This window comes from Streptomyces sp. NPDC093111 (assembly GCF_040683955.1).
Classification (GTDB): Bacteria; Actinomycetota; Actinomycetes; order Streptomycetales; family Streptomycetaceae; genus Streptomyces.
The window spans coordinates 1-19157 of record NZ_JBFBNW010000010.1; the positions used below are offsets into that span (position 1 = coordinate 1).

The 19157-nt window shown below is 71.5% G+C and carries 12 protein-coding genes, 1 tRNA gene and 1 rRNA gene; 11 read left to right on the forward strand and 3 right to left on the reverse strand.

Annotation, left to right across the window (positions count from 1 at the left end; genetic code table 11):
- Positions 1-105 (forward strand): 5S ribosomal RNA (gene rrf, locus AB0Q96_RS18620); the annotation flags it as partial.
- A gap of 5 nt (positions 106-110) precedes the next feature.
- Positions 111-183: transfer RNA gene (locus tag AB0Q96_RS18625), tRNA-Thr, on the forward strand.
- Between the two features lie 113 nt (positions 184-296).
- Here the strand turns inward: AB0Q96_RS18625 and AB0Q96_RS18630 are convergent.
- Positions 297-2948 carry a SpoIIE family protein phosphatase gene (locus AB0Q96_RS18630; protein WP_365326706.1) on the reverse strand — a complete coding sequence of 884 codons (2652 nt, stop codon included), beginning with the start codon at positions 2946-2948 and terminating at the stop codon, positions 297-299.
- Positions 2949-3185: 237 nt separating this feature from the next.
- Here AB0Q96_RS18630 and AB0Q96_RS18635 point away from each other — a divergent pair, with 237 nt between their 5' ends.
- The 9 genes from AB0Q96_RS18635 to AB0Q96_RS18675 all read left to right on the forward strand — a co-directional run bounded on the left by AB0Q96_RS18635 (position 3186) and on the right by AB0Q96_RS18675 (position 17504).
- A complete protein-coding gene (locus AB0Q96_RS18635) occupies positions 3186-8645 on the forward strand; it encodes a HAMP domain-containing protein (protein ID WP_365326708.1) in 5460 nt (1819 codons plus the stop codon).
- Positions 8646-8925: 280 nt separating this feature from the next.
- Complete coding sequence (locus AB0Q96_RS18640; RefSeq protein WP_329424782.1) at positions 8926-9600, forward strand: response regulator; 675 nt, start codon at positions 8926-8928, stop codon at positions 9598-9600.
- A 126-nt stretch (positions 9601-9726) separates the two neighbouring features.
- Complete coding sequence (locus AB0Q96_RS18645; protein ID WP_365326709.1) at positions 9727-12537, forward strand: DNA translocase FtsK; 2811 nt, start codon at positions 9727-9729, stop codon at positions 12535-12537.
- 220 nt (positions 12538-12757) lie between these two features.
- Positions 12758-13591, forward strand: coding sequence for a helix-turn-helix domain-containing protein (locus AB0Q96_RS18650; protein WP_365326711.1), 834 nt, complete (start codon positions 12758-12760; stop codon positions 13589-13591).
- Between the two features lie 73 nt (positions 13592-13664).
- Positions 13665-15215: a 30S ribosomal protein S12 methylthiotransferase RimO gene (gene rimO, locus AB0Q96_RS18655; protein WP_365326712.1), complete on the forward strand. Its 1551-nt coding sequence runs from the start codon at positions 13665-13667 to the stop codon at positions 15213-15215.
- Positions 15212-15886 (forward strand): CDP-diacylglycerol--glycerol-3-phosphate 3-phosphatidyltransferase, encoded by a 675-nt coding sequence (gene pgsA, locus AB0Q96_RS18660; RefSeq protein WP_365326713.1) that lies wholly within the window; start codon positions 15212-15214, stop codon positions 15884-15886. The genes rimO and pgsA overlap by 4 nt, the downstream gene beginning before the upstream one ends.
- Positions 15883-16416 (forward strand): CinA family protein, encoded by a 534-nt coding sequence (locus AB0Q96_RS18665; RefSeq protein ID WP_365326714.1) that lies wholly within the window; start codon positions 15883-15885, stop codon positions 16414-16416. Before pgsA ends, AB0Q96_RS18665 begins: the two co-directional genes overlap by 4 nt.
- A gap of 109 nt (positions 16417-16525) precedes the next feature.
- The gene (locus AB0Q96_RS18670; RefSeq protein WP_329424792.1) at positions 16526-16900 is read left to right on the forward strand and encodes a helix-turn-helix transcriptional regulator; all 375 of its coding nucleotides are present in this window, start codon (positions 16526-16528) and stop codon (positions 16898-16900) included.
- A gap of 298 nt (positions 16901-17198) precedes the next feature.
- The gene (locus AB0Q96_RS18675; RefSeq protein WP_365326716.1) at positions 17199-17504 is read left to right on the forward strand and encodes a hypothetical protein; all 306 of its coding nucleotides are present in this window, start codon (positions 17199-17201) and stop codon (positions 17502-17504) included.
- Here AB0Q96_RS18675 and AB0Q96_RS18680 read toward each other — a convergent pair.
- Positions 17452-18216, reverse strand: coding sequence for an SDR family NAD(P)-dependent oxidoreductase (locus tag AB0Q96_RS18680; protein WP_365326718.1), 765 nt, complete (start codon positions 18214-18216; stop codon positions 17452-17454). The genes AB0Q96_RS18675 and AB0Q96_RS18680 overlap by 53 nt on opposite strands.
- A gap of 133 nt (positions 18217-18349) precedes the next feature.
- Positions 18350-19144, reverse strand: a complete 795-nt coding sequence (locus AB0Q96_RS18685) for a DNA-formamidopyrimidine glycosylase family protein (protein WP_365326720.1) — start codon at positions 19142-19144, stop codon at positions 18350-18352.
- Positions 19145-19157 lie beyond the last annotated feature (13 nt).

Genomic DNA, 19157 nt, shown 5'->3' on the forward strand with positions numbered 1-19157 from the left:
AGCGTTAGGGAAACGCCCGGTTACATTCCGAACCCGGAAGCTAAGCCTTTCAGCGCCGATGGTACTGCAGGGGGGACCCTGTGGGAGAGTAGGACACCGCCGAACAACCCGCCCTTTTAGCTCAGTCGGTAGAGCGTCTCCATGGTAAGGAGAAGGTCAACGGTTCGATTCCGTTAAAGGGCTCAGAGAAAAGGCCTCCGCCTTATGGCGGGGGCCTTTTTGCGTTTCCCGGGCCAGGTGTGAAGAGACGACGGAAGGGCCGGCCCCACTCGGGGCCGGCCCTTCCGGGTGTCGGATCAGAGGGTGTGGGGCTCCGGGATGCGCAGGGCCAGGATCGCCATGTCGTCGGAGGCCGGCTCCTGGGCGAAGCGCTCGACCGCCCGCAGCACCCGCGAGGTGATCGCGCCGGCCGTCAGGCCCGTACAGGACTTCAGAACCTCGGTGAGACCGTCGTCGCCCAGCATGCGGGTGCCCTCGCGGCGTTCGGTGACGCCGTCCGTGACGCACAGCAGGACATCGCCCGGGTCCAGGGTGACCGTCTGCTCGTAGAGCTCCAGATCCTCCATGACGCCGAGGAGGGGCTGCGGGTCCGCCGCCGGGCGGACCGTGCCGTCCTGGCTGAGGCGGAGCGGCAGCGGATGCCCCGCGCACACCACCTTCAGGACGGCCGAGCCGTCCTCCTGCGGGCGCATCTCGCCGTACAGGAGCGTCAGGAAGCGGCTGCGGGCGCCCTCGTCGAGGATCGCCGCGTTCAGGCGCTCCAGGACCGCGGGACCGCCGAAGCCCTCGCGGGCCAGCAGACGCAGGGCGTGCCGGGCCAGGCCGGTGACGGCGGCGGCCTCCGGGCCCGTACCGCACACGTCGCCGATGGCGAAGCCGTACGCGCCGTCGCGGATCGGGAACAGGTCGTAGAAATCGCCGCCGACCTCGTTGCCCTCGCCGGCCGCGCGGTAGATGACGTCGACCTCGACGCCCGGCACGTCCGGCAGACCGGGCGGGAGGAGACTGCGCTGGAGGGAGCGGCTGATGGCCGTGCGCTCGGAGTAGAGCCGGGCGTTGTCCAGGGCCAGGGCCGCCCGGCGGGACAGGTCCTCGGCCAGCTCCAGGATCTCCTGGCGGAAGTGGTCGTCCGAAGGCTTGCCCAGGGTCAGCATGCCGATGACCCGGTTGCGGGCGACCAGCGGCAGGACGACGGTCTCGCCGCCGACGGCCGTCGCGGTCGCGAGGGCCGTGTGGATGCCGGAGAACACCGGACTGCCCGGGCCGTCGAGCTCGCGCATCGAGGCGCTGAGCGCCGCACGGTGCGCGGCGTCGCCGGGCGCCGTCCACACCCGGGCGCCGGGCGTCGTCACCGGATCGGGCGGGGAGATGGACGACAGCAGGTCCTTCAGACCGTCGATCAGATCCTCGTCCTCGTGCAGGACGTAGGAGAGGAACGGGTCCGAAGCCTGGTCCGCGATCGTGTAGACCGCGCACCAGGTGGCCAGGGTCGGGACCGTCATCTGGGCCATCAGGGCCAGGGTCTGGTCGCGGTCGAGAGTGCCGGCCAGGAGGTCGGAAGCCTCGACGAGGAAGCTGAGGGAGCCGCGGCGGAGGCGTTCGAGCTCACCGAGGCGGGCCGACTCGACCGCGAGCGCGATCCGGTCGGCGGCGAACTGGAGGCGCAGGGCCTCCTCGTTGGAGTAGCGGTTGGCGCCTTCGGCGGCCACGCCGAGGGAGCCGGTGAGGCGGCCCTCGACCTTCAGCGGCACCGTCACGACCGAACGCATGCCAGTGCCTTCGAGGAGGGGCACGGCGCCCGGGACGGCGGCCAGGTCCTCGTGGACGGCGGGCATCCGGGCGGAGCCGTAACGGCTGGCACCGGTCTCGACGGGGACGCGGGCGAAGCGCTGGCGGGCCGACGGCAGGCCCGTGGTGGCGCGTACCTCCAGCTCGGTCTCGTCGTCGGTCGCGAGCAGGAGGAAGGCCGAGTCGCCGTCGAGCATGTCGCGGGCGCGTTCGACCGTGCGCTGGAGCAGGCCGTCCAGGTCGTCGGGGGCCGGGGAGCCGATGAAGACCTCGAACGGGTCGACCGCGGACCGGCCCTCGGACCCGGTCTCGGAGGCGGCGGGGCGCTGCGGGGTCTGGAGCACGGCCCGCTCGTACTCGCGGACGAGGAGACAGACCGTGGAGGGCTCGCCCTGGGAGTCGCGGACGCGCAGGTGCGAGGCGTAGACGGGGATGACACGCCCGTCGGCGCAGCGGATGCCGTAGCTGCCCTCCCAGCGGGAGAGGCGCAGGGCCTCGGCGAGGCCGGTGCCGATGCCAGGGGTGTGCGGCCAGGCCGCGAGGTCGCCGAGGGGCTTGCCGGTGACCTGCTCGGCGCCGTAGCCGAAGAGCTCCTCGGCGTCCTCGTTCCAGGCGGAGATGGCGCCGCCGCGGTCGATCTGGACCACGGCGACCCGGACCCGGCTCTCGGTGACGGGGAGCAGCGGGTCGGGCAGGACGGGGCCGGCGGAGCGGGTGCCGACGGGCCGCTCGGGGAGGTCGAGGTGGAACCAGACGTGCTTGCGCGTGGGGCTGTACTCGACGCCCCAGCGGGTGGCGAGGGCCGCGCACAGCAGCAGGCCCCGGCCGTTCTCCCGGTCGGGTCCGGCCACGGACCGGCCCTGTTGGAGGGGGATCTCGCGCTCGGGGTAGCGGTCGGCGACCTCGATGCGGACGCCGTCGTCGGCGCGCAGGCACAGGACGTCGGCGGCGGTGCCGGCGTGGATGACGGCGTTGGTGACGAGTTCGCTGGTGAGGACGACGGCGTCGTCGACGATCTCGGCGTACCCCCAGCCCTGGAGGGTGTCGCGTACGAACGCGCGGGCGGTCGCCACGGACCGCCCGACGGGATCGAAGCTGGCAGCCGCCCGCGCGGTGATCACTGAACTCCTCGTACGCGTCTCGACGCCCGGCTCTGCCATGGTCGGTCTGCCCCTCCCGGTGCCCGGTGGTGGTGCTGTGTGAGTGCTGTGGACGCCCCCGCCGGGCGGACCGGGGCGTTGGACAGCCGGATGCCAGGTTACTTACCTTCGCTGTCCCAGCTGATGCCGGTCGTCGCTGTTTCCGTCGAACTGTTATGGCCGGGTTCGACCATGGTGAAACACTGGGCAGCCTTGGGGTACCCCGGGAAGTTCGTCGACCCCTTCGGGAGGGACACGGTGGAGTCTGGCACGGCAGCGCGACGCGGCAGCGGCGGAACGCGCGCGAGGGGCGGACGGTCCAGGAGTCGTGGGTCGGTCCAGGTCGACGCGGCGGCGCTGGAGCGGCTGCTCGCGTCGCTGGTGGCGATGCGGGACGGGAACTTCCGGAAGCGGCTGACGGTCTCGGGCGACGGGGTGATGGCGGAGATCTCCGCCGTCTTCAACGAGCTCGCGGACCGGCAGACCCATCTGACCGGTGAGCTGTCGCGGGTGCGCCGGGTGGTGGGCCGCGAGGGCAAGCTGTCGGAGCGGCTGGAGACCGGGGCCGGCGAGGGGGCGTGGGCGGCGGCCGTCGAGGCCGCGAACGCGCTGGTGGACGAGTTGGCGCGGCCGGTCTCCGAGGTGGGGCGGGTGCTCTCGGCGGTGGCCGAGGGTGATCTGGGGCAGCGGATGGAACTGCGCTCGGAGGGCCTGGACGGGACGACGCGGCCCTTGCGCGGGGAGTTCCTGAAGGTCGCCCGTACGGTGAACAACCTGGTCGACCAGCTGTCGGTGTTCGCCGACGAGGTCACCCGGGTCGCCCTGGAGGTGGGTACCGAGGGCAAGCTGGGCGGTCAGGCCCAGGTGCGGGGCATGTCCGGTTCGTGGAAGGACCTCACGGACTCGGTCAACACGATGGCGAACCGGCTGACGGCCCAGGTGCGGGACATCGCGCTGGTCACGACGGCGGTCGCGAACGGCGATCTGTCGCAGAAGGTCACGGCGAACGTGGCCGGCGAGATGCTGGAGCTGAAGAACACCGTCAACCGGATGGTGGACCAGCTCTCCTCGTTCTCGTCCGAGGTGACCCGGGTGGCCCGTGAGGTGGGCACCGAGGGGGAGCTGGGCGGTCAGGCCGAGGTGGCCGGGGTCGCCGGTGTGTGGAAGGACCTCACGGACTCCGTCAACACGATGGCGGGAAATCTCACCAATCAGGTGAGGGGTATCGCCGAGGTCACCACCGCGGTGGCCAACGGCGACCTGTCGCAGAAGGTGCGGGTGTCGGCGCGCGGCGAGATCGCGCAGCTGGCCGACACCATCAACCAGATGACGGAGACGCTGCGGACCTTCGCCGACGAGGTGACCCGTGTCTCCGGCGAGGTGGGCGCGCAGGGCCTGCTGGGCGGTCAGGCGCAGGTGCCGGGCGCGGCGGGTACGTGGAAGGACCTGACCGACTCGGTCAACACGGTCTTCCGGAACATCACCACGCAGGTGCGGGACATCGCGCAGGTGACGACGGCGGTCGCGAACGGTGACCTGTCGCAGAAGGTCACGGTGGACGTGGCCGGGGAGATGCTGGAGCTGAAGAACACCGTCAACACGATGGTGGACCAGCTGTCCGCGTTCGGTTCCGAGGTGACCCGGGTGGCGCGGGAGGTAGGCGTCGAGGGTCTGCTCGGCGGTCAGGCCGAGGTGCCGGGCGCGGCCGGCACGTGGAAGGACCTCACCGACTCGGTGAACACGGCGTTCCGCAACCTGACGGGTCAGGTGCGGGACATCGCCCAGGTGACGACGGCGGTCGCCAACGGTGACCTGTCGCAGAAGGTCACGGTCGACGTGGCCGGCGAGATGCTGGAGCTCAAGAACACCGTCAACACGATGGTGTCGCAGCTGTCGTCCTTCGCCGACCAGGTGACCCGGATGGCCAGGGACGTGGGCACGGAGGGCCGGCTGGGCGGTCAGGCCCGGGTGGACGGCGTGTCCGGGCGCTGGCGGGAGCTCACCGACTCGGTGAACTTCATGGCCGGCAACCTGACCTCGCAGGTGCGGCAGATCGCCCAGGTGACCACGGCGGTGGCGCGGGGCGACCTGTCGCAGAAGATCGACGTGGACGCGCGCGGCGAGATCCTGGAGCTGAAGAACACCATCAACACGATGGTCGACCAGCTCTCGGCCTTCGCGGACCAGGTGACCCGGGTGGCCCGCGAGGTGGGCACGGACGGGCGGCTCGGCGGTCAGGCGCAGGTGCCGGGCGTCGCCGGGGTGTGGCGGGACCTGACGGACTCGGTGAACGGCATGGCCGGGAACCTGACGGCGCAGGTCCGCAACATCGCGCAGGTCGCGACGGCGGTGGCCCGCGGTGACCTGTCGCAGAAGATCGACGTGGACGCGCGGGGCGAGATCCTGGAGCTGAAGAACACCCTCAACACGATGGTGGACCAGCTGTCCAGCTTCGCGGACCAGGTGACGAGGGTGGCCCGCGAGGTGGGCACGGAGGGCATCCTGGGCGGTCAGGCCGAGGTGCAGGGGGTCTCCGGCACCTGGAAGGACCTGACGCAGTCCGTGAACTTCATGGCGAACAACCTGACCTTCCAGGTCCGGAACATCGCCGAGGTCACCACCGCGGTCGCGCGCGGCGACCTGTCGAAGAAGATCACCGTCGACGCCAAGGGCGAGATCCTGGAGCTGGTGACGACCGTCAACACGATGGTCGACCAGCTGTCGAACTTCGCCGACGAGGTGACCCGGGTGGCCCGTGAGGTGGGCACCGAGGGCATCCTCGGCGGCCAGGCCCGGGTGCGCGGGGTGACGGGCATCTGGAAGGACCTGAGCGACAACGTCAACCTGATGGCCAACAACCTGACCAGTCAGGTGCGGAACATCTCGCGGGTCTCCGCGGCCGTCGCCAACGGCGACCTGACCAAGAAGGTCACGGTGGACGCGCGCGGCGAGGTCGCCGAGCTCGCCGACACCGTCAACACGATGGTGACGACGCTGTCGTCGTTCGCCGACGAGGTGACCCGGGTCGCCCGTGAGGTGGGCACCGAGGGCGAACTGGGCGGTCAGGCGCGGGTGCCCGGGGTGTCGGGCACCTGGAAGGACCTGACCGAGTCGGTGAACTCGATGGCCGACAACCTGACCGGTCAGGTGCGTCAGATCGCCGCCGTCACCACGGCCATCGCCAAGGGCGACCTCACCAAGAAGATCGACATCGACGCGCGGGGCGAGATCCAGCAGCTGAAGAGCACCATCAACACGATGGTCGACCAGCTGTCCAACTTCGCCGAGGAGGTCACCCGGGTGGCCCGCGAGGTGGGTACGGACGGGCAGCTCGGCGGTCAGGCCCGGGTGCGGGACGTGGAGGGCACCTGGTCGGACCTCACCCAGTCGGTGAACGAGATGGCCGGGAACCTGACCCGGCAGGTGCGGGCCATCGCGGCCGTCGCCACCGCGGTGACCCGCGGCGACCTCAACGTCAAGATCGACGGTGTGGACGCGGCCGGTGAGATCCAGGCGTTGCAGGACAACATCAACACGATGATCTCCAACCTGCGCGACACGACCCTCGCCAACGACGAGCAGGACTGGCTCAAGGGCAACCTGGCCCGCATCTCCGGTCTGATGCAGGGCCGCCGGGACCTGGAGGACGTCGCCTCGCTCATCATGAGCGAGCTGACGCCGGTGGTCTCGGCGCAGCACGGTGCCTTCTTCGTGGCGATGCCGACGGGGTCGGCGCCCAACGACGCCGAACCGGTGGGTGAGGGGGAGGGCTCGTACGAGCTGCGGATGCGCGGCAGTTACGGCTACTCCGCCGGGTCGATGCCGACCTCGTTCCGGCCCGGCGAGACGCTGATCGGGACGGCGGCCGAGGAGAAGCGGACCATCCAGGTCAACGTGCCCCCGGGCTATCTGAAGATCTCCTCCGGGCTCGGCGAGGCCGCGCCGGCGCATGTGATCGTGCTGCCCGTGCTGTTCGAGGGGCGGGTGCTCGGCGTGATCGAGCTGGCCTCCTTCCAGCCGTTCACCCAGATCCAGCGGGACTTCCTCAACCAGATCGCCGAGCTGATCGCGACCACGGTCAACACCATCAGCGTCAACACCCGTACCGAGGTGCTGCTCCAGCAGTCGCAGGAGCTCACCGAGCAGCTGCGGGAGCGGTCCGCGGAGCTGGAGCACCGGCAGAAGGAGCTGCAGAACTCCAACGCGGAGCTGGGGGACAAGGCCGAGCTGCTGGCCCGTCAGAACCGGGACATCGAGGTGAAGAACACCGAGATCGAGGAGGCCCGGCAGGTCCTGGAGGAGCGGGCCGAACAGCTCGCCGTCTCCATGCGGTACAAGTCCGAGTTCCTGGCCAACATGTCGCACGAGCTGCGCACCCCGCTCAACTCGCTGCTGATCCTGGCCAAGCTGCTCGCGGACAACGCGGACACCAACCTGACGCCGAAGCAGGTCGAGTTCGCCGAGACCATCCACGGCGCGGGTTCCGACCTGCTCCAGCTGATCAACGACATCCTGGACCTGTCGAAGGTCGAGGCGGGCAAGATGGACGTGTCGCCGACCCGGATCGCGCTGGTGCAGCTCGTCGACTACGTGGAGGCCACCTTCCGGCCGCTGACCGCGGAGAAGGGTCTCGACTTCTCGGTGCGGGTCTCGCCCGAGCTGCCCGCCACGCTGCACACCGACGAGCAGCGGCTGCTCCAGGTGCTGCGCAACCTGCTGTCCAACGCGGTGAAGTTCACCGACACGGGCGCGGTGGAGCTGGTGATCCGCCCGGCGGGCACGGACGTGCCGCAGTCGATCCGGGAGCAGCTGCTGGAGGCGGGGACGCTGAGCGACCCGGACGCCGCGCTGATCGCCTTCTCGGTGACGGACACCGGCATCGGCATCGCGGCCGGCAAGATGCGGGTCATCTTCGAGGCGTTCAAGCAGGCCGACGGGACGACCAGCCGCAAGTACGGCGGTACGGGCCTGGGGCTGTCGATCAGCCGGGAGATCGCCCGGCTGCTCGGCGGCGAGATCCACGCGGCGAGCGAGCCGGGCCGCGGCTCGACGTTCACGCTCTACCTGCCGCTGAGCCCCAGCGAGCCGGCGCAGCACGGGTACGGGCAGGAGTCGTCGGACCCGGCCGAACTGGAGGCCCTGGCGGGCGAGTCCGGTGACGGCCTCATGCACTTCCCGCCGGCGCCGTCGGCCGGGGCCCGGTCGGGCGCGCTGTTCCGGCACCGGCGCAAGGCGGTGGAGCAGCGGCGGCCGGCGGTCCCCGGGCAGTCCCCGCAGCACGGTACGGAGGAGGCGGAGGAGCGGCCGGAGCCGGCGCCGCGCCGGACGTACGGCTTCGCGGGGGAGCGGGTGCTGATCGTCGACGACGACATCCGCAACGTCTTCGCCCTCACCTCCGTCCTGGAGCAGCACGGACTGGCGGTGCTGTACGCGGAGAACGGGCGCGAGGGCATCGAGGTGCTGGAGCAGCACGAGGACGTGTCGGTGGTGCTGATGGACATCATGATGCCGGAGATGGACGGTTACGCGACGACGACCGCGATCCGGCGCATGCCGCAGTTCGCCGGGCTGCCGATCATCGCGCTGACGGCGAAGGCGATGAAGGGGGACAAGGAGAAGGCCCTCGATTCGGGCGCCTCGGCCTATGTCACCAAGCCGGTCGACCCCGACGTCCTGCTGACGCTCATGGAGCAGTGGATGCGGGGGGAGGGCCGCTGAGACCCGGGTCCGCCGGCCGTCGGCCGGCGGACCGCCGCCGACGGGTGTGAGAGGCCCGAGGACGGGGAACCTTCTGGTCTCCCACCGCGTTCGACGTACGGGCACGGGCTGCGTGCTCCGTGACAATGCGGTGACAGGGTGTGGCGACGGGCGGGGTGCGGCTACGATGACCGGCACAAGGACGGACGGCGCATGGGAGTCGTCTTCTGGGGCGGCGCCCGGTGCTACCCCCGGCTCGCGGAGCCGGAACGAGGCAGTGCCGGGGCGAGGAGGACGGGGCATGGTGCAGAAGGCCAAGATCCTCCTGGTCGATGACCGGCCGGAGAATCTGCTGGCGCTGGAGGCCATTCTCTCGGCGCTCGATCAGACGCTGGTACGGGCATCTTCCGGGGAGGAAGCGCTCAAGGCGCTGTTGACCGACGACTTCGCGGTCATCCTGCTGGACGTCCAGATGCCCGGAATGGACGGGTTCGAGACGGCGGCGCACATCAAGCGGCGCGAGCGGACCCGGGACATCCCGATCATCTTCCTCACCGCCATCAACCACGGCCCCCACCACACCTTCCGGGGATACGCGGCCGGCGCGGTCGACTACATCTCGAAGCCCTTCGACCCGTGGGTGCTGCGGGCCAAGGTCTCCGTCTTCGTCGAGCTGTACATGAAGAACTGTCAGCTCCGCGAGCAGGCGGCGCTGCTGCGCCTCCAGCTGGAGGGCGGCGGTCACAACGGGCACGCCAAGGAGTCCGCGGGACTGCTCGCCGAGCTCTCCGCCCGCCTCGCCGCGGTCGAGGAGCAGGCCGAAGCGCTGTCCAAGCAGCTCGACGACGACTCGGCCGACGCGGCCGCCGTCGCCACCGCCGCCCATCTGGAGCGCAAGCTGACCGGACTCCGCCGGGCCCTCGACGCGCTGGAGCCCGGAACGGGCGGCGCGCCCACCCTGCCCTCGCAGAGCTGACCCGACGTCACCCGACGTCATCCGCAGGACGCCCGCCATGAGCGGGCGTCAGTTTCACGCCCCCGCAAGGGCGACACGAACGGGTGAGCTGTTTTCCCGGCGGCGTACACCGGTAACCTCAGCATCATGGCCTCACGTACGTCCGGCAAGGGTTCCCAGGGCACGGCGGGCACCGCGAAGCCGCGCGCCGGCCGTACGACCGGCACCGCGAAGAAGGCGGTGCCCGCCAAGTCGCCCGCCAAGCCTCCGGTGAAGAAGGCGCCGGCCAAGAAGGCCGCGCCCGCCAAGCGCGCGCCCGCGCGCAAGACCGCCGCGAAGAGGCCCGCGCCGCGCCCGGCGCCGTCCCCGACCGGCGGCCTCTACCGGCTGGTGCGCGGGCTCTGGCTCGGCCTGGCGCACGCCGTGGGCGCGATGTTCCGGGGGGTGGGGCGCGGAGCCAAGGGCCTCGACCCGGCGCACCGCAAGGACGGCGCGGCGCTGCTGCTGCTCGGGATCGCCCTGATCGTCGCCGCCGGGACCTGGTCCAACCTGCGCGGACCCGTGGGCGACCTGGTCGAGATGCTGGTCACCGGCGCCTTCGGGCGGCTCGACCTGCTGGTCCCGCTGCTCGTCGGCGCGATCGGCGTCCGGCTGATCCTGCACCCGGAGAAGCCCGAGGCCAACGGGCGGATCGCGATCGGCCTGTCCGCGCTCGTCATCGGCGTGCTCGGACAGGTGCACATCGCGTGCGGCTCGCCCGGCCGCGGAGACGGCACCAAGGCCATGCAGGACGCGGGCGGGCTCATCGGCTGGGCCGCCTCCAAGCCGCTCGTCTTCATGATGGGCGAGGTCCTCGCGGTCCCGATGCTGGTGCTGCTCACGATCTTCGGGCTGCTCGTCGTCACCGCCACCCCCGTCAACGCCATCCCGCAGCGGCTGCGCGCCCTCGGCGCCCGGCTCGGCATCGTCGAACCGGAGTACGAGCCCGAGGCCGACGGCGACCACGACGCCTACGGCGACGACTGGCGCGAGGCGGGCCCGCAGCCCGCGCGCCCGGTCCGCCGCCGCGCGCCCGGCGCGGGACCGGGCCACGACCCCGACGGGACCGACCGGGCGGAGGCCGCGGCCCTGGCGCGGCGCGGCCGGCGCCGTACCCCGCCCTCCTCCGCCTTCGACACCGGCGGGCTCGACCCCGTCGACGTCGCCGCCGCGGCCGCCGCCGCCCTGGACGGCGCCGTCCTCAACGGCATGCCGCCGTCCCCGCTGATCGCCGGCCTGACCCGGGACCTCACCGCCGAGCGGGCCGCCGCCGTCGCCGCGGCCGCCGCCGACGCCACCGAGGCACCGGCCGCTCCCGTGCCGACCGCGCGCGGCGCGAAGGGCGGCCGGGACGCGTCCGGCGGGGGAGTGCCGGACCTCACCAAGCCGGCGCCCGACCCGACCGACCTGCCCCCGCGGGCCGAGCAGCTCCAGCTCTCCGGCGACATCACGTACTCCCTGCCGTCCATGGACCTCCTGGAGCGCGGCGGCCCCGGCAAGACCCGCAGCGCAGCCAACGACCTGATCGTCGAGTCGCTCAGCAACGTCTTCGCCGAGTTCAAGGTCGACGCCGCCGTCACCGGCTTCACCCGGGGCCCGACGGTCACCCGGTACGAGGTGGAGCTCGGCCCCGCGGTCAAGGTCGAGAAGATCACCGCGCTCACCAAGAACATCGCGTACGCCGTGGCCAGCCCCGACGTGCGGATCATCTCGCCGATCCCCGGCAAGTCCGCCGTCGGCATCGAGATCCCGAACACCGACCGCGAGATGGTCAACCTCGGCGACGTGCTGCGGCTGGCCGAGGCGGCGGAGGACGACCACCCGATGCTGGTGGCGCTGGGCAAGGACGTCGAGGGCGGCTACGTGATGGCCAACCTGGCGAAGATGCCGCACATCCTGGTCGCCGGCGCCACCGGCTCCGGCAAGTCCTCCTGCATCAACTGCCTGATCACCTCGGTGATGATAAGAGCGACCCCGGAGGACGTTCGGATGGTGCTCGTCGACCCCAAGCGGGTCGAGCTCACCGCGTACGAGGGCATCCCGCACCTGATCACGCCGATCATCACCAACCCGAAGCGGGCCGCCGAGGCCCTCCAGTGGGTCGTGCGCGAGATGGACCTGCGCTACGACGACCTGGCCGCGTTCGGCTTCCGGCACATCGACGACTTCAACCAGGCGATCCGCGAGGGCAAGGTCAAGCTGCCGCCGGGCAGCGAGCGCGAGCTCAAGACCTACCCGTACCTCCTGGTGATCGTCGACGAGCTCGCCGACCTGATGATGGTGGCCCCCCGGGACGTCGAGGACGCGATCGTCCGCATCACCCAGCTGGCGCGGGCGGCCGGCATCCACCTGGTGCTCGCCACCCAGCGGCCCTCCGTGGACGTCGTCACCGGCCTGATCAAGGCGAACGTGCCCTCCCGGCTCGCCTTCGCCACCTCCTCGCTCGCCGACAGCCGGGTCATCCTCGACCAGCCGGGCGCCGAGAAGCTGATCGGCAAGGGCGACGGCCTCTTCCTGCCCATGGGCGCGAACAAGCCGACCCGCATGCAGGGCGCCTTCGTCACCGAGGCCGAGGTCGCCACCGTCGTTCAGCACTGCAAGGACCAGATGGCGCCCGTCTTCCGCGAGGACGTCACCGTCGGCACCAAGCAGAAGAAGGAGATCGACGAGGAGATCGGCGACGACCTCGACCTGCTGTGCCAGGCCGCCGAGCTGGTCGTCTCGACCCAGTTCGGCTCCACCTCGATGCTCCAGCGCAAGCTGCGGGTGGGCTTCGCGAAGGCCGGCCGGCTGATGGACCTGATGGAGTCGCGCAACATCGTCGGACCGAGTGAGGGGTCGAAGGCCCGGGACGTGCTCGTCAAGCCCGACGAGCTCGACGGGGTGCTGGCGGTGATCCGCGGGGAGTCCGACGGCTGAGGGCGCCGAGCGGAGCCGCCGTAACGAGACCGGGCCGAGACTCACTCGTAAGGGAACGAGGGCAACCGTTTCCCTTGGGCATACGTCAAGTTGGAGGGAGGGACAGGATGATGTCCCAGCCTCATGGCGTACAAACGACGCCCGCCCGGTTGCCCCACCCTTTCGTACCACCCATAGACTGAACATCCAGCAGGTGGTTACACGCTCGAAAGGCGCTCTCGTGTCCATCGGCAACTCCCCCGAATCCCCCGAGGACGACCGGAACTTCCCGGCAGATGACCGGGATTCGATCGGTCGCGCCCTCCAGCAGGCCCGTGTCGCCGCCGGGCTCACCGTCGAAGAGGTCAGCGCCTCCACCCGTGTGCGGGTCCCGATCGTGCACGCGATCGAGGAGGACGACTTCTCGCGCTGCGGCGGCGACGTCTACGCCCGCGGGCACATCCGTACGCTCGCGCGCGCCGTGGGGCTCGATCCGGCCCCTCTGATCGAGCAGTACGACGCCGAGCACGGCGGCCGGCCCGCCCCGACCCCGGCGGCACCGCTCTTCGAGGCGGAACGCATCCGCCCCGAGCCGCGCCGCCCCAACTGGACCGCCGCCATGGTCGCCGCCATCGTGGCCGTCGTCGGCTTCGTCGGCTTCACGATGTTCAACGGGAACGACGTGCGCGGCAACGGCGCGGTCGCGGAGGGCCCGGCCCCGGCGCCCAAGGGCAGCGCCAGCGTCAAGCCCAAGCCGGCCAAGCCCGCCCCCAAGCCCGCGCCCTCCGAGAGCGCCATCGCGGCGGTCCCGCAGGACAAGGTGACCGTGAAGCTCACCGCGGTCGACGACAAGAGCTGGATCTCGGCCAAGGCGCACGACGGCAAGCTCCTCTTCGACGGACTGCTCCTCGCGGGCGAGTCCAAGACCTTCCAGGACGACGAGCGCGTCGATCTGATCCTCGGCAATGCCGGACCGATCGAGCTCTACGTCAACGGCAAGAAGGTCCAGGACACCTTCGAGTCCGGCCAGGTCGAGCGCCTGTCGTACACCAAGGGAGACCCCGAGGCCGGCTGATCCCGGTGACGGGTGTGACGTGGGTGAACCCTGCGCGACGGAGTAACGGCCGGGACGAAGTAGTCTTGAGTCCATGCCCGAACGCCGTACCGTCGCCCTTGTCACTCTCGGCTGCGCCCGTAACGAGGTGGACTCGGAGGAGCTCGCAGGCCGCTTGGCAGCGGACGGCTGGGAGCTCGTCGAGTCCGCCGAGGACGCAGACGTCGCCGTCGTCAACACCTGTGGGTTCGTCGAAGCCGCCAAGAAGGACTCCGTCGACGCCCTCCTCGAAGCCAATGATCTGAAGGACCACGGCCGCACCCAGGCCGTCGTCGCCGTCGGCTGTATGGCCGAGCGCTACGGCAAGGAACTCGCCGACGCGCTCCCCGAGGCCGACGGCGTGCTCGGCTTCGACGACTACGCCGACATCTCCAACCGCCTCCAGACCATCCTCAGCGGTGGCAGTGTCGAGGCGCACACCCCGCGTGACCGGCGCAGCCTGCTGCCGCTGTCCCCGGTGGAGCGCCAGCAGGCCGCCGCCTCGGTCGCACTGCCCGGCCACGGGGCCGTGGAGGCCCCTGCGGCCCCCGAGGCGCCCGCCGCCCCGGAGAACGTGCCGACCGACCTCCCCGACGGCCTGGCGCCCGCCTCCGGGCCGCGCGCCCCGCTCCGGCGCCGCCTGGACACCAGCCCGGTCGCCTCCGTGAAGCTGGCCTCCGGCTGCGACCGGCGCTGCTCCTTCTGCGCCATCCCGTCCTTCCGCGGCTCCTTCGTCTCGCGCCGTCCCTCGGACGTGCTGAACGAGACGCGCTGGCTCGCCGAGCAGGGTGTGAAGGAGGTCATGCTGGTCTCGGAGAACAACACCTCGTACGGCAAGGACCTCGGAGACATCCGGCTCCTGGAGAGCCTGCTGCCCGAGCTGGCCGCCGTCGACGGCATCGAGCGGGTCCGGGTCAGCTACCTGCAGCCCGCCGAGATGCGCCCCGGCCTGATCGACGTGCTCACCTCGACCGAGAAGGTCGTCCCGTACTTCGACCTGTCCTTCCAGCACAGCGCGCCCGACGTGCTGCGGGCGATGCGCCGCTTCGGCGACACCGACCGCTTCCTGGAGCTCCTGGAGACCATCCGCTCCAAGGCCCCGACCGCCGGCGCCCGCTCCAACTTCATCGTCGGCTTCCCCGGCGAGACCGAGGCGGACTTCGCCGAGCTGGAACGCTTCGTCACGCACGCCCGCCTCGACGCCATCGGCGTCTTCGGCTACTCCGACGAGGACGGCACCGAGGCCGCCACGTACGAGCACAAGCTGGACCAGGACGTGGTCGACGCGCGCCTCGCGCACCTGTCCCGGCTCGCCGAGGAGCTCACCGCCCAGCGCGCGGAGGAGCGGATCGGCGAGACCCTGGAAGTACTGGTCGAGTCCTTCGACGAGGAGGCGGACGGCTGGATCGGCCGCGCCGCGCACCAGGCGCCCGAGACCGACGGCCAGGTGCTCCTCCCGGCGGACTCGGCCGAGGGCCTGGACCTGGCCCCGGGCCGTATGGTCAGGGCCAAGGTCGTCGACACCGAGGGCGTCGACCTGGTGGCCGAGTGCTGCGACCTGCTGGGCGACCCCCAGTTCCCCGGAGCCGAGGAGGCGGGCAGATGACCGGAGTCCCGGCATCCGCGACGGGCGGGACCGGTAGGCCGGCGCCGCGCGGCAAGCTGGGCACTGCGGCCGTCAACCAGGCCAGCCTGTGGAACATCGCGAACATCCTCACCATGGTCCGGCTCGTCCTCGTGCCCGGCTTCGTGGTGCTGCTCTTCCAGGACGGCGGGCACGACCCCGCCTGGCGCGCCTGGGCGTGGGCGGCGTTCGCCGTCGCCATGATCACCGACGTCTTCGACGGGCATCTGGCGCGGACGTACAACCTGGTCACCGACTTCGGGAAGATCGCCGACCCGATCGCCGACAAGGCGATCATGGCGGCCGGACTGATCTCCCTGTCGTACCTCGGCGACCTGCCGTGGTGGGTGACCGGCGTCATCCTCGCCCGTGAGCTGGGGATCACCCTGATGCGGTTCTGGGTGATCCGGCACGGGGTCATCCCGGCCAGCCGCGGCGGCAAGATGAAGACCCTCGCGCAGGGCACGGCGGTCGGCATGTACGTCCTGATGCTCACCGGTCCACTCGCCACCTTGCGCTTCTGGGTGATGGCGGTGGCCGTCGTGCTGACGGTCGTCACCGGTCTGGACTACGTACGGCAGGCCGTCGTCCTGCGCCGCAGGGGGCTCGAGGCGGAGCGCGCCGAGGCCGCCGCGGAGGCGGACGGACGATGAACGAAGCCGCCCGGGTGCTGGAGCTGCTCGCGGAACGAGGCCACACGCTGGCCGCCGCGGAGTCCCTCACGGGCGGTCTGGTGGCCGCGGAGCTGACCGGGGTCCCCGGGGCCTCGCGGTCCTTCCGCGGCTCCGTCACGGCGTACGCGACGCCGCTCAAGGAGCAGCTGCTCGGGGTCGACCGGACGCTCCTGGCGGAGCGCGGGGCGGTCGACCCGGAGGTCGCGCTGCAGATGGCGGCCGGTGTGCGGACGCGTCTGGGCGCCGACTGGGGCATCGCGACGACCGGCGTGGCGGGACCCGATCCGCAGGACGGACAGCCCGTGGGGACGGTCTACGTGGCCGTCGCCGGGCCCGCGGGGGAGCGCTGCGGGGCGGGGAAGGTGGCCTCGCTGCGATTGAACGGCGACCGGGCGGAAATCCGTAGAGAGAGCGTGCGGAGCGTGCTCGAATTGCTCCGAGAGCTGCTCGACGGAGAACACCCGGAGAATGCGCGGGCACAGGATACGGAACAGAACGGGGGAGATTGATGTTTGCAGCCATGAGTGAACACGACATCGCTCCCCGCACGGCCGCGGCGCGAGGCGGTACGGTGGGGCGTGAAGGATGCGGCTACGCGGTCCGAGGAGGGAGCCACCGATGATTCTGCTCCGTCGCCTGTTGGGTGACGTGCTGCGTCGGCAGCGCCAGCGCCAGGGCCGTACTCTGCGCGAAGTCTCCTCGTCCGCCCGAGTCTCACTCGGCTATCTCTCCGAGGTGGAGCGGGGGCAGAAGGAGGCTTCCTCCGAGCTGCTCTCCGCGATCTGCGACGCGCTGGACGTACGGATGTCCGAGCTCATGCGTGAAGTGAGCGACGAGCTGTCGCTGGCCGAACTGGCCGAGTCGGCAGCCGCGAGCGAACCGGTGCCGGCACCGGTCCGTCCGATGCTCAATTCGGTCTCGGTGGCCGGTGTGTCCACCGAGCGGGTGACCATCAAGGCACCCACAGAAGCGGTGAACGTCGTCGCCGCCTGAACCGAACCACTTCGGCGAAGTGCGATCGAGCCCCGCCCGGCCCCTGCGAAGGGTGCCGGGCGGGGCTCTCTTCATGTGGGCTGGAGATTGGGCTGAAGATTGGGCTGGAGATGCCGGGTGCCCCGAGTGCGTGCCATGGTGGGGGCACGGCGGGGGGGACGTACGACAGGTAGGAGCCCCCATGGCCTGCGCCCCCGCGATACGGCGCTCTCCACGCGTTCCGTGCGCCCGGTCTGCCTCCGGTGCGCCCTCCCGCCGGGTGATCCTGCCGCACTAGCGTCGACCGGAGGAGGCGGCCATGGTACGGCGACGGGTTCCGCTGGTGACGCTCATGCTGGTCGCGGTCGGACTGGTGGCCGGCGGGCTCTGGTGGTGGGCGGTGGTGCGCCTGCTGCTGGTGCCGGGGGAGACGGGCCCGGTCGAGGGGGCGGTGGCCGCGGGCGGCTGGGGGCTCAGCCTGCTGCCGGTGCACGTGGCCGCCTCTTCACGGCGACGCGCGGCGTCTTCCGCGACGGGCGGCGCGAGCGTGGTGCGGGGTTCCGCGCGGGATGTCACCAGGGCATCGCGACGCCGCCGTTGGGGCGGAGGATCTGGCCCGTCGTGAACGAGGAGGCGTCACTGGCGAGGTGCAGCACCGCGTGCGCGATCTCCTCGGGCTCGCCGACCCGGCCCAGCGGGGAGACCCGGACCATCATCGCCTCGGCCTGCTCCTGGGCGGCCGGCTCGTGGCGGTCCGTCATCGGCGTGCGGATCCACCCCGGCGCGACCGCGTTGACCCGGATGCCGTGCCGGCCGACCTCGGCGGCCAGCGTCTTCGTCAGCTGCACCACGGCCGCCTTGGCGACGCTGTAGCAGAGCAGCCCCGGGCTCGCGGTGTCCATCGCGCCGGAGGCCATGGTCACGATGGAGCCGGGGACGCCGTGCTCGATCATCGCGCCGGCCGCTTCCTGGCAGGCGTGCAGCACTCCCTTGAAGTTCACCGCGAGCACCCGGTCGAGGTCCTCCTCGCGGGTCTCCAGGACGGTGCTCGTGTGCATGATCCCGGCGACCGCCGCCATCACGTGGAGCGGGCCCGCCGCCCGCACCGCGGCGCCGAGGGCGGCGCGGTCGGTGACGTCCAGGACGTGGACGTGCGCGGTGCCGCCCCGCCGCCCGATCCGGTCGGCCGTCTCCTTCAGACCGCGCTCGTCGCGGTCCGCGCAGTGCACGGCCGCCCCCGCCTCGGCGAGGAGCTCCGCGGTCGCGCGGCCGATGCCGCTCGCCGCTCCGGTGACGAAGGCCGTGCGGCCGGTGAGGTCGTACGCGGTGAGGACCATGTCCGGACGGTACGACTGGATCTGACGGTCCGTCAATTGGTTCGTCCGGTTCGTCGATTGGTGGGTGGGGTTCTGTCGGGGAGGGAGTGGGGGATGGGGCGGGGAGGGGGTGCCGTTGTGGCCGGCCGGCCGGTCATGGCTCGTGTCGTGGGCCCTTCTGGCAGCCCGGGCACCAGTACGTCACGCGGTCGCCGAGCTCCGTCTTGTGGACCGGGGCGCCGCAGCGCAGGCAGGCGCGGCCCTCGCGGCCGTAGACGTACAGCCGCTCGGTGGGGCGGCGGGTCGTGGTCGTCCGGCGGTCGGGGCGGTCCTTGTTCGCCGCCAGGAGCCGGTGGGCGGTGGCCACCAGGCGGTCCGGGACCCCGGGCGCCAGGTCGCCGACCGGAAGCCAGGGCGTGACCCCGGCGAGGAAGGCCAGCTCCGACTTGTAGACATTGCCGATCCCGGCGAGGTTCCGCTGGTCCAGCAGCGCCTCGCCGAGCGGGCGCGCCGGGTCCGCGCCCAGGCGCCGCACGGCCTCCCCCGGATCCCAGTCGGGGCCGAGCAGGTCCGGGCCGAGATGGCCCACGACCCGCTCCTCGTCGGCGGTACGGAGCAGCTCCAGGACCGGGAGGCGGTAGCCGTACGCCGTGAACTCCGCGTTCCCCAGGATCGCCCGGATCTGGTGCTCGGGGCCGCCGTGCGGGCGCTCCCCGGTGGCGTACACCCGCCAGGCCCCGTCCATCCGCAGATGGGAGTGGAGGGTGAGCCCGCCCTCGATCCGGGTGAGCAGATGCTTGCCGCGCGGCGTGACGTCGAGGACCCGCCGTCCGGTCAGGTCGGCGGTCGCGAACCGGGGCACGCGCAGGTCCGACCGCGTGAGCACCCGCCCGGCGAGTGCCGTGTCCAGCCGGTGGGCGACGAACCAGACGGTGTCTCCTTCGGGCATGGGGCCATGATGC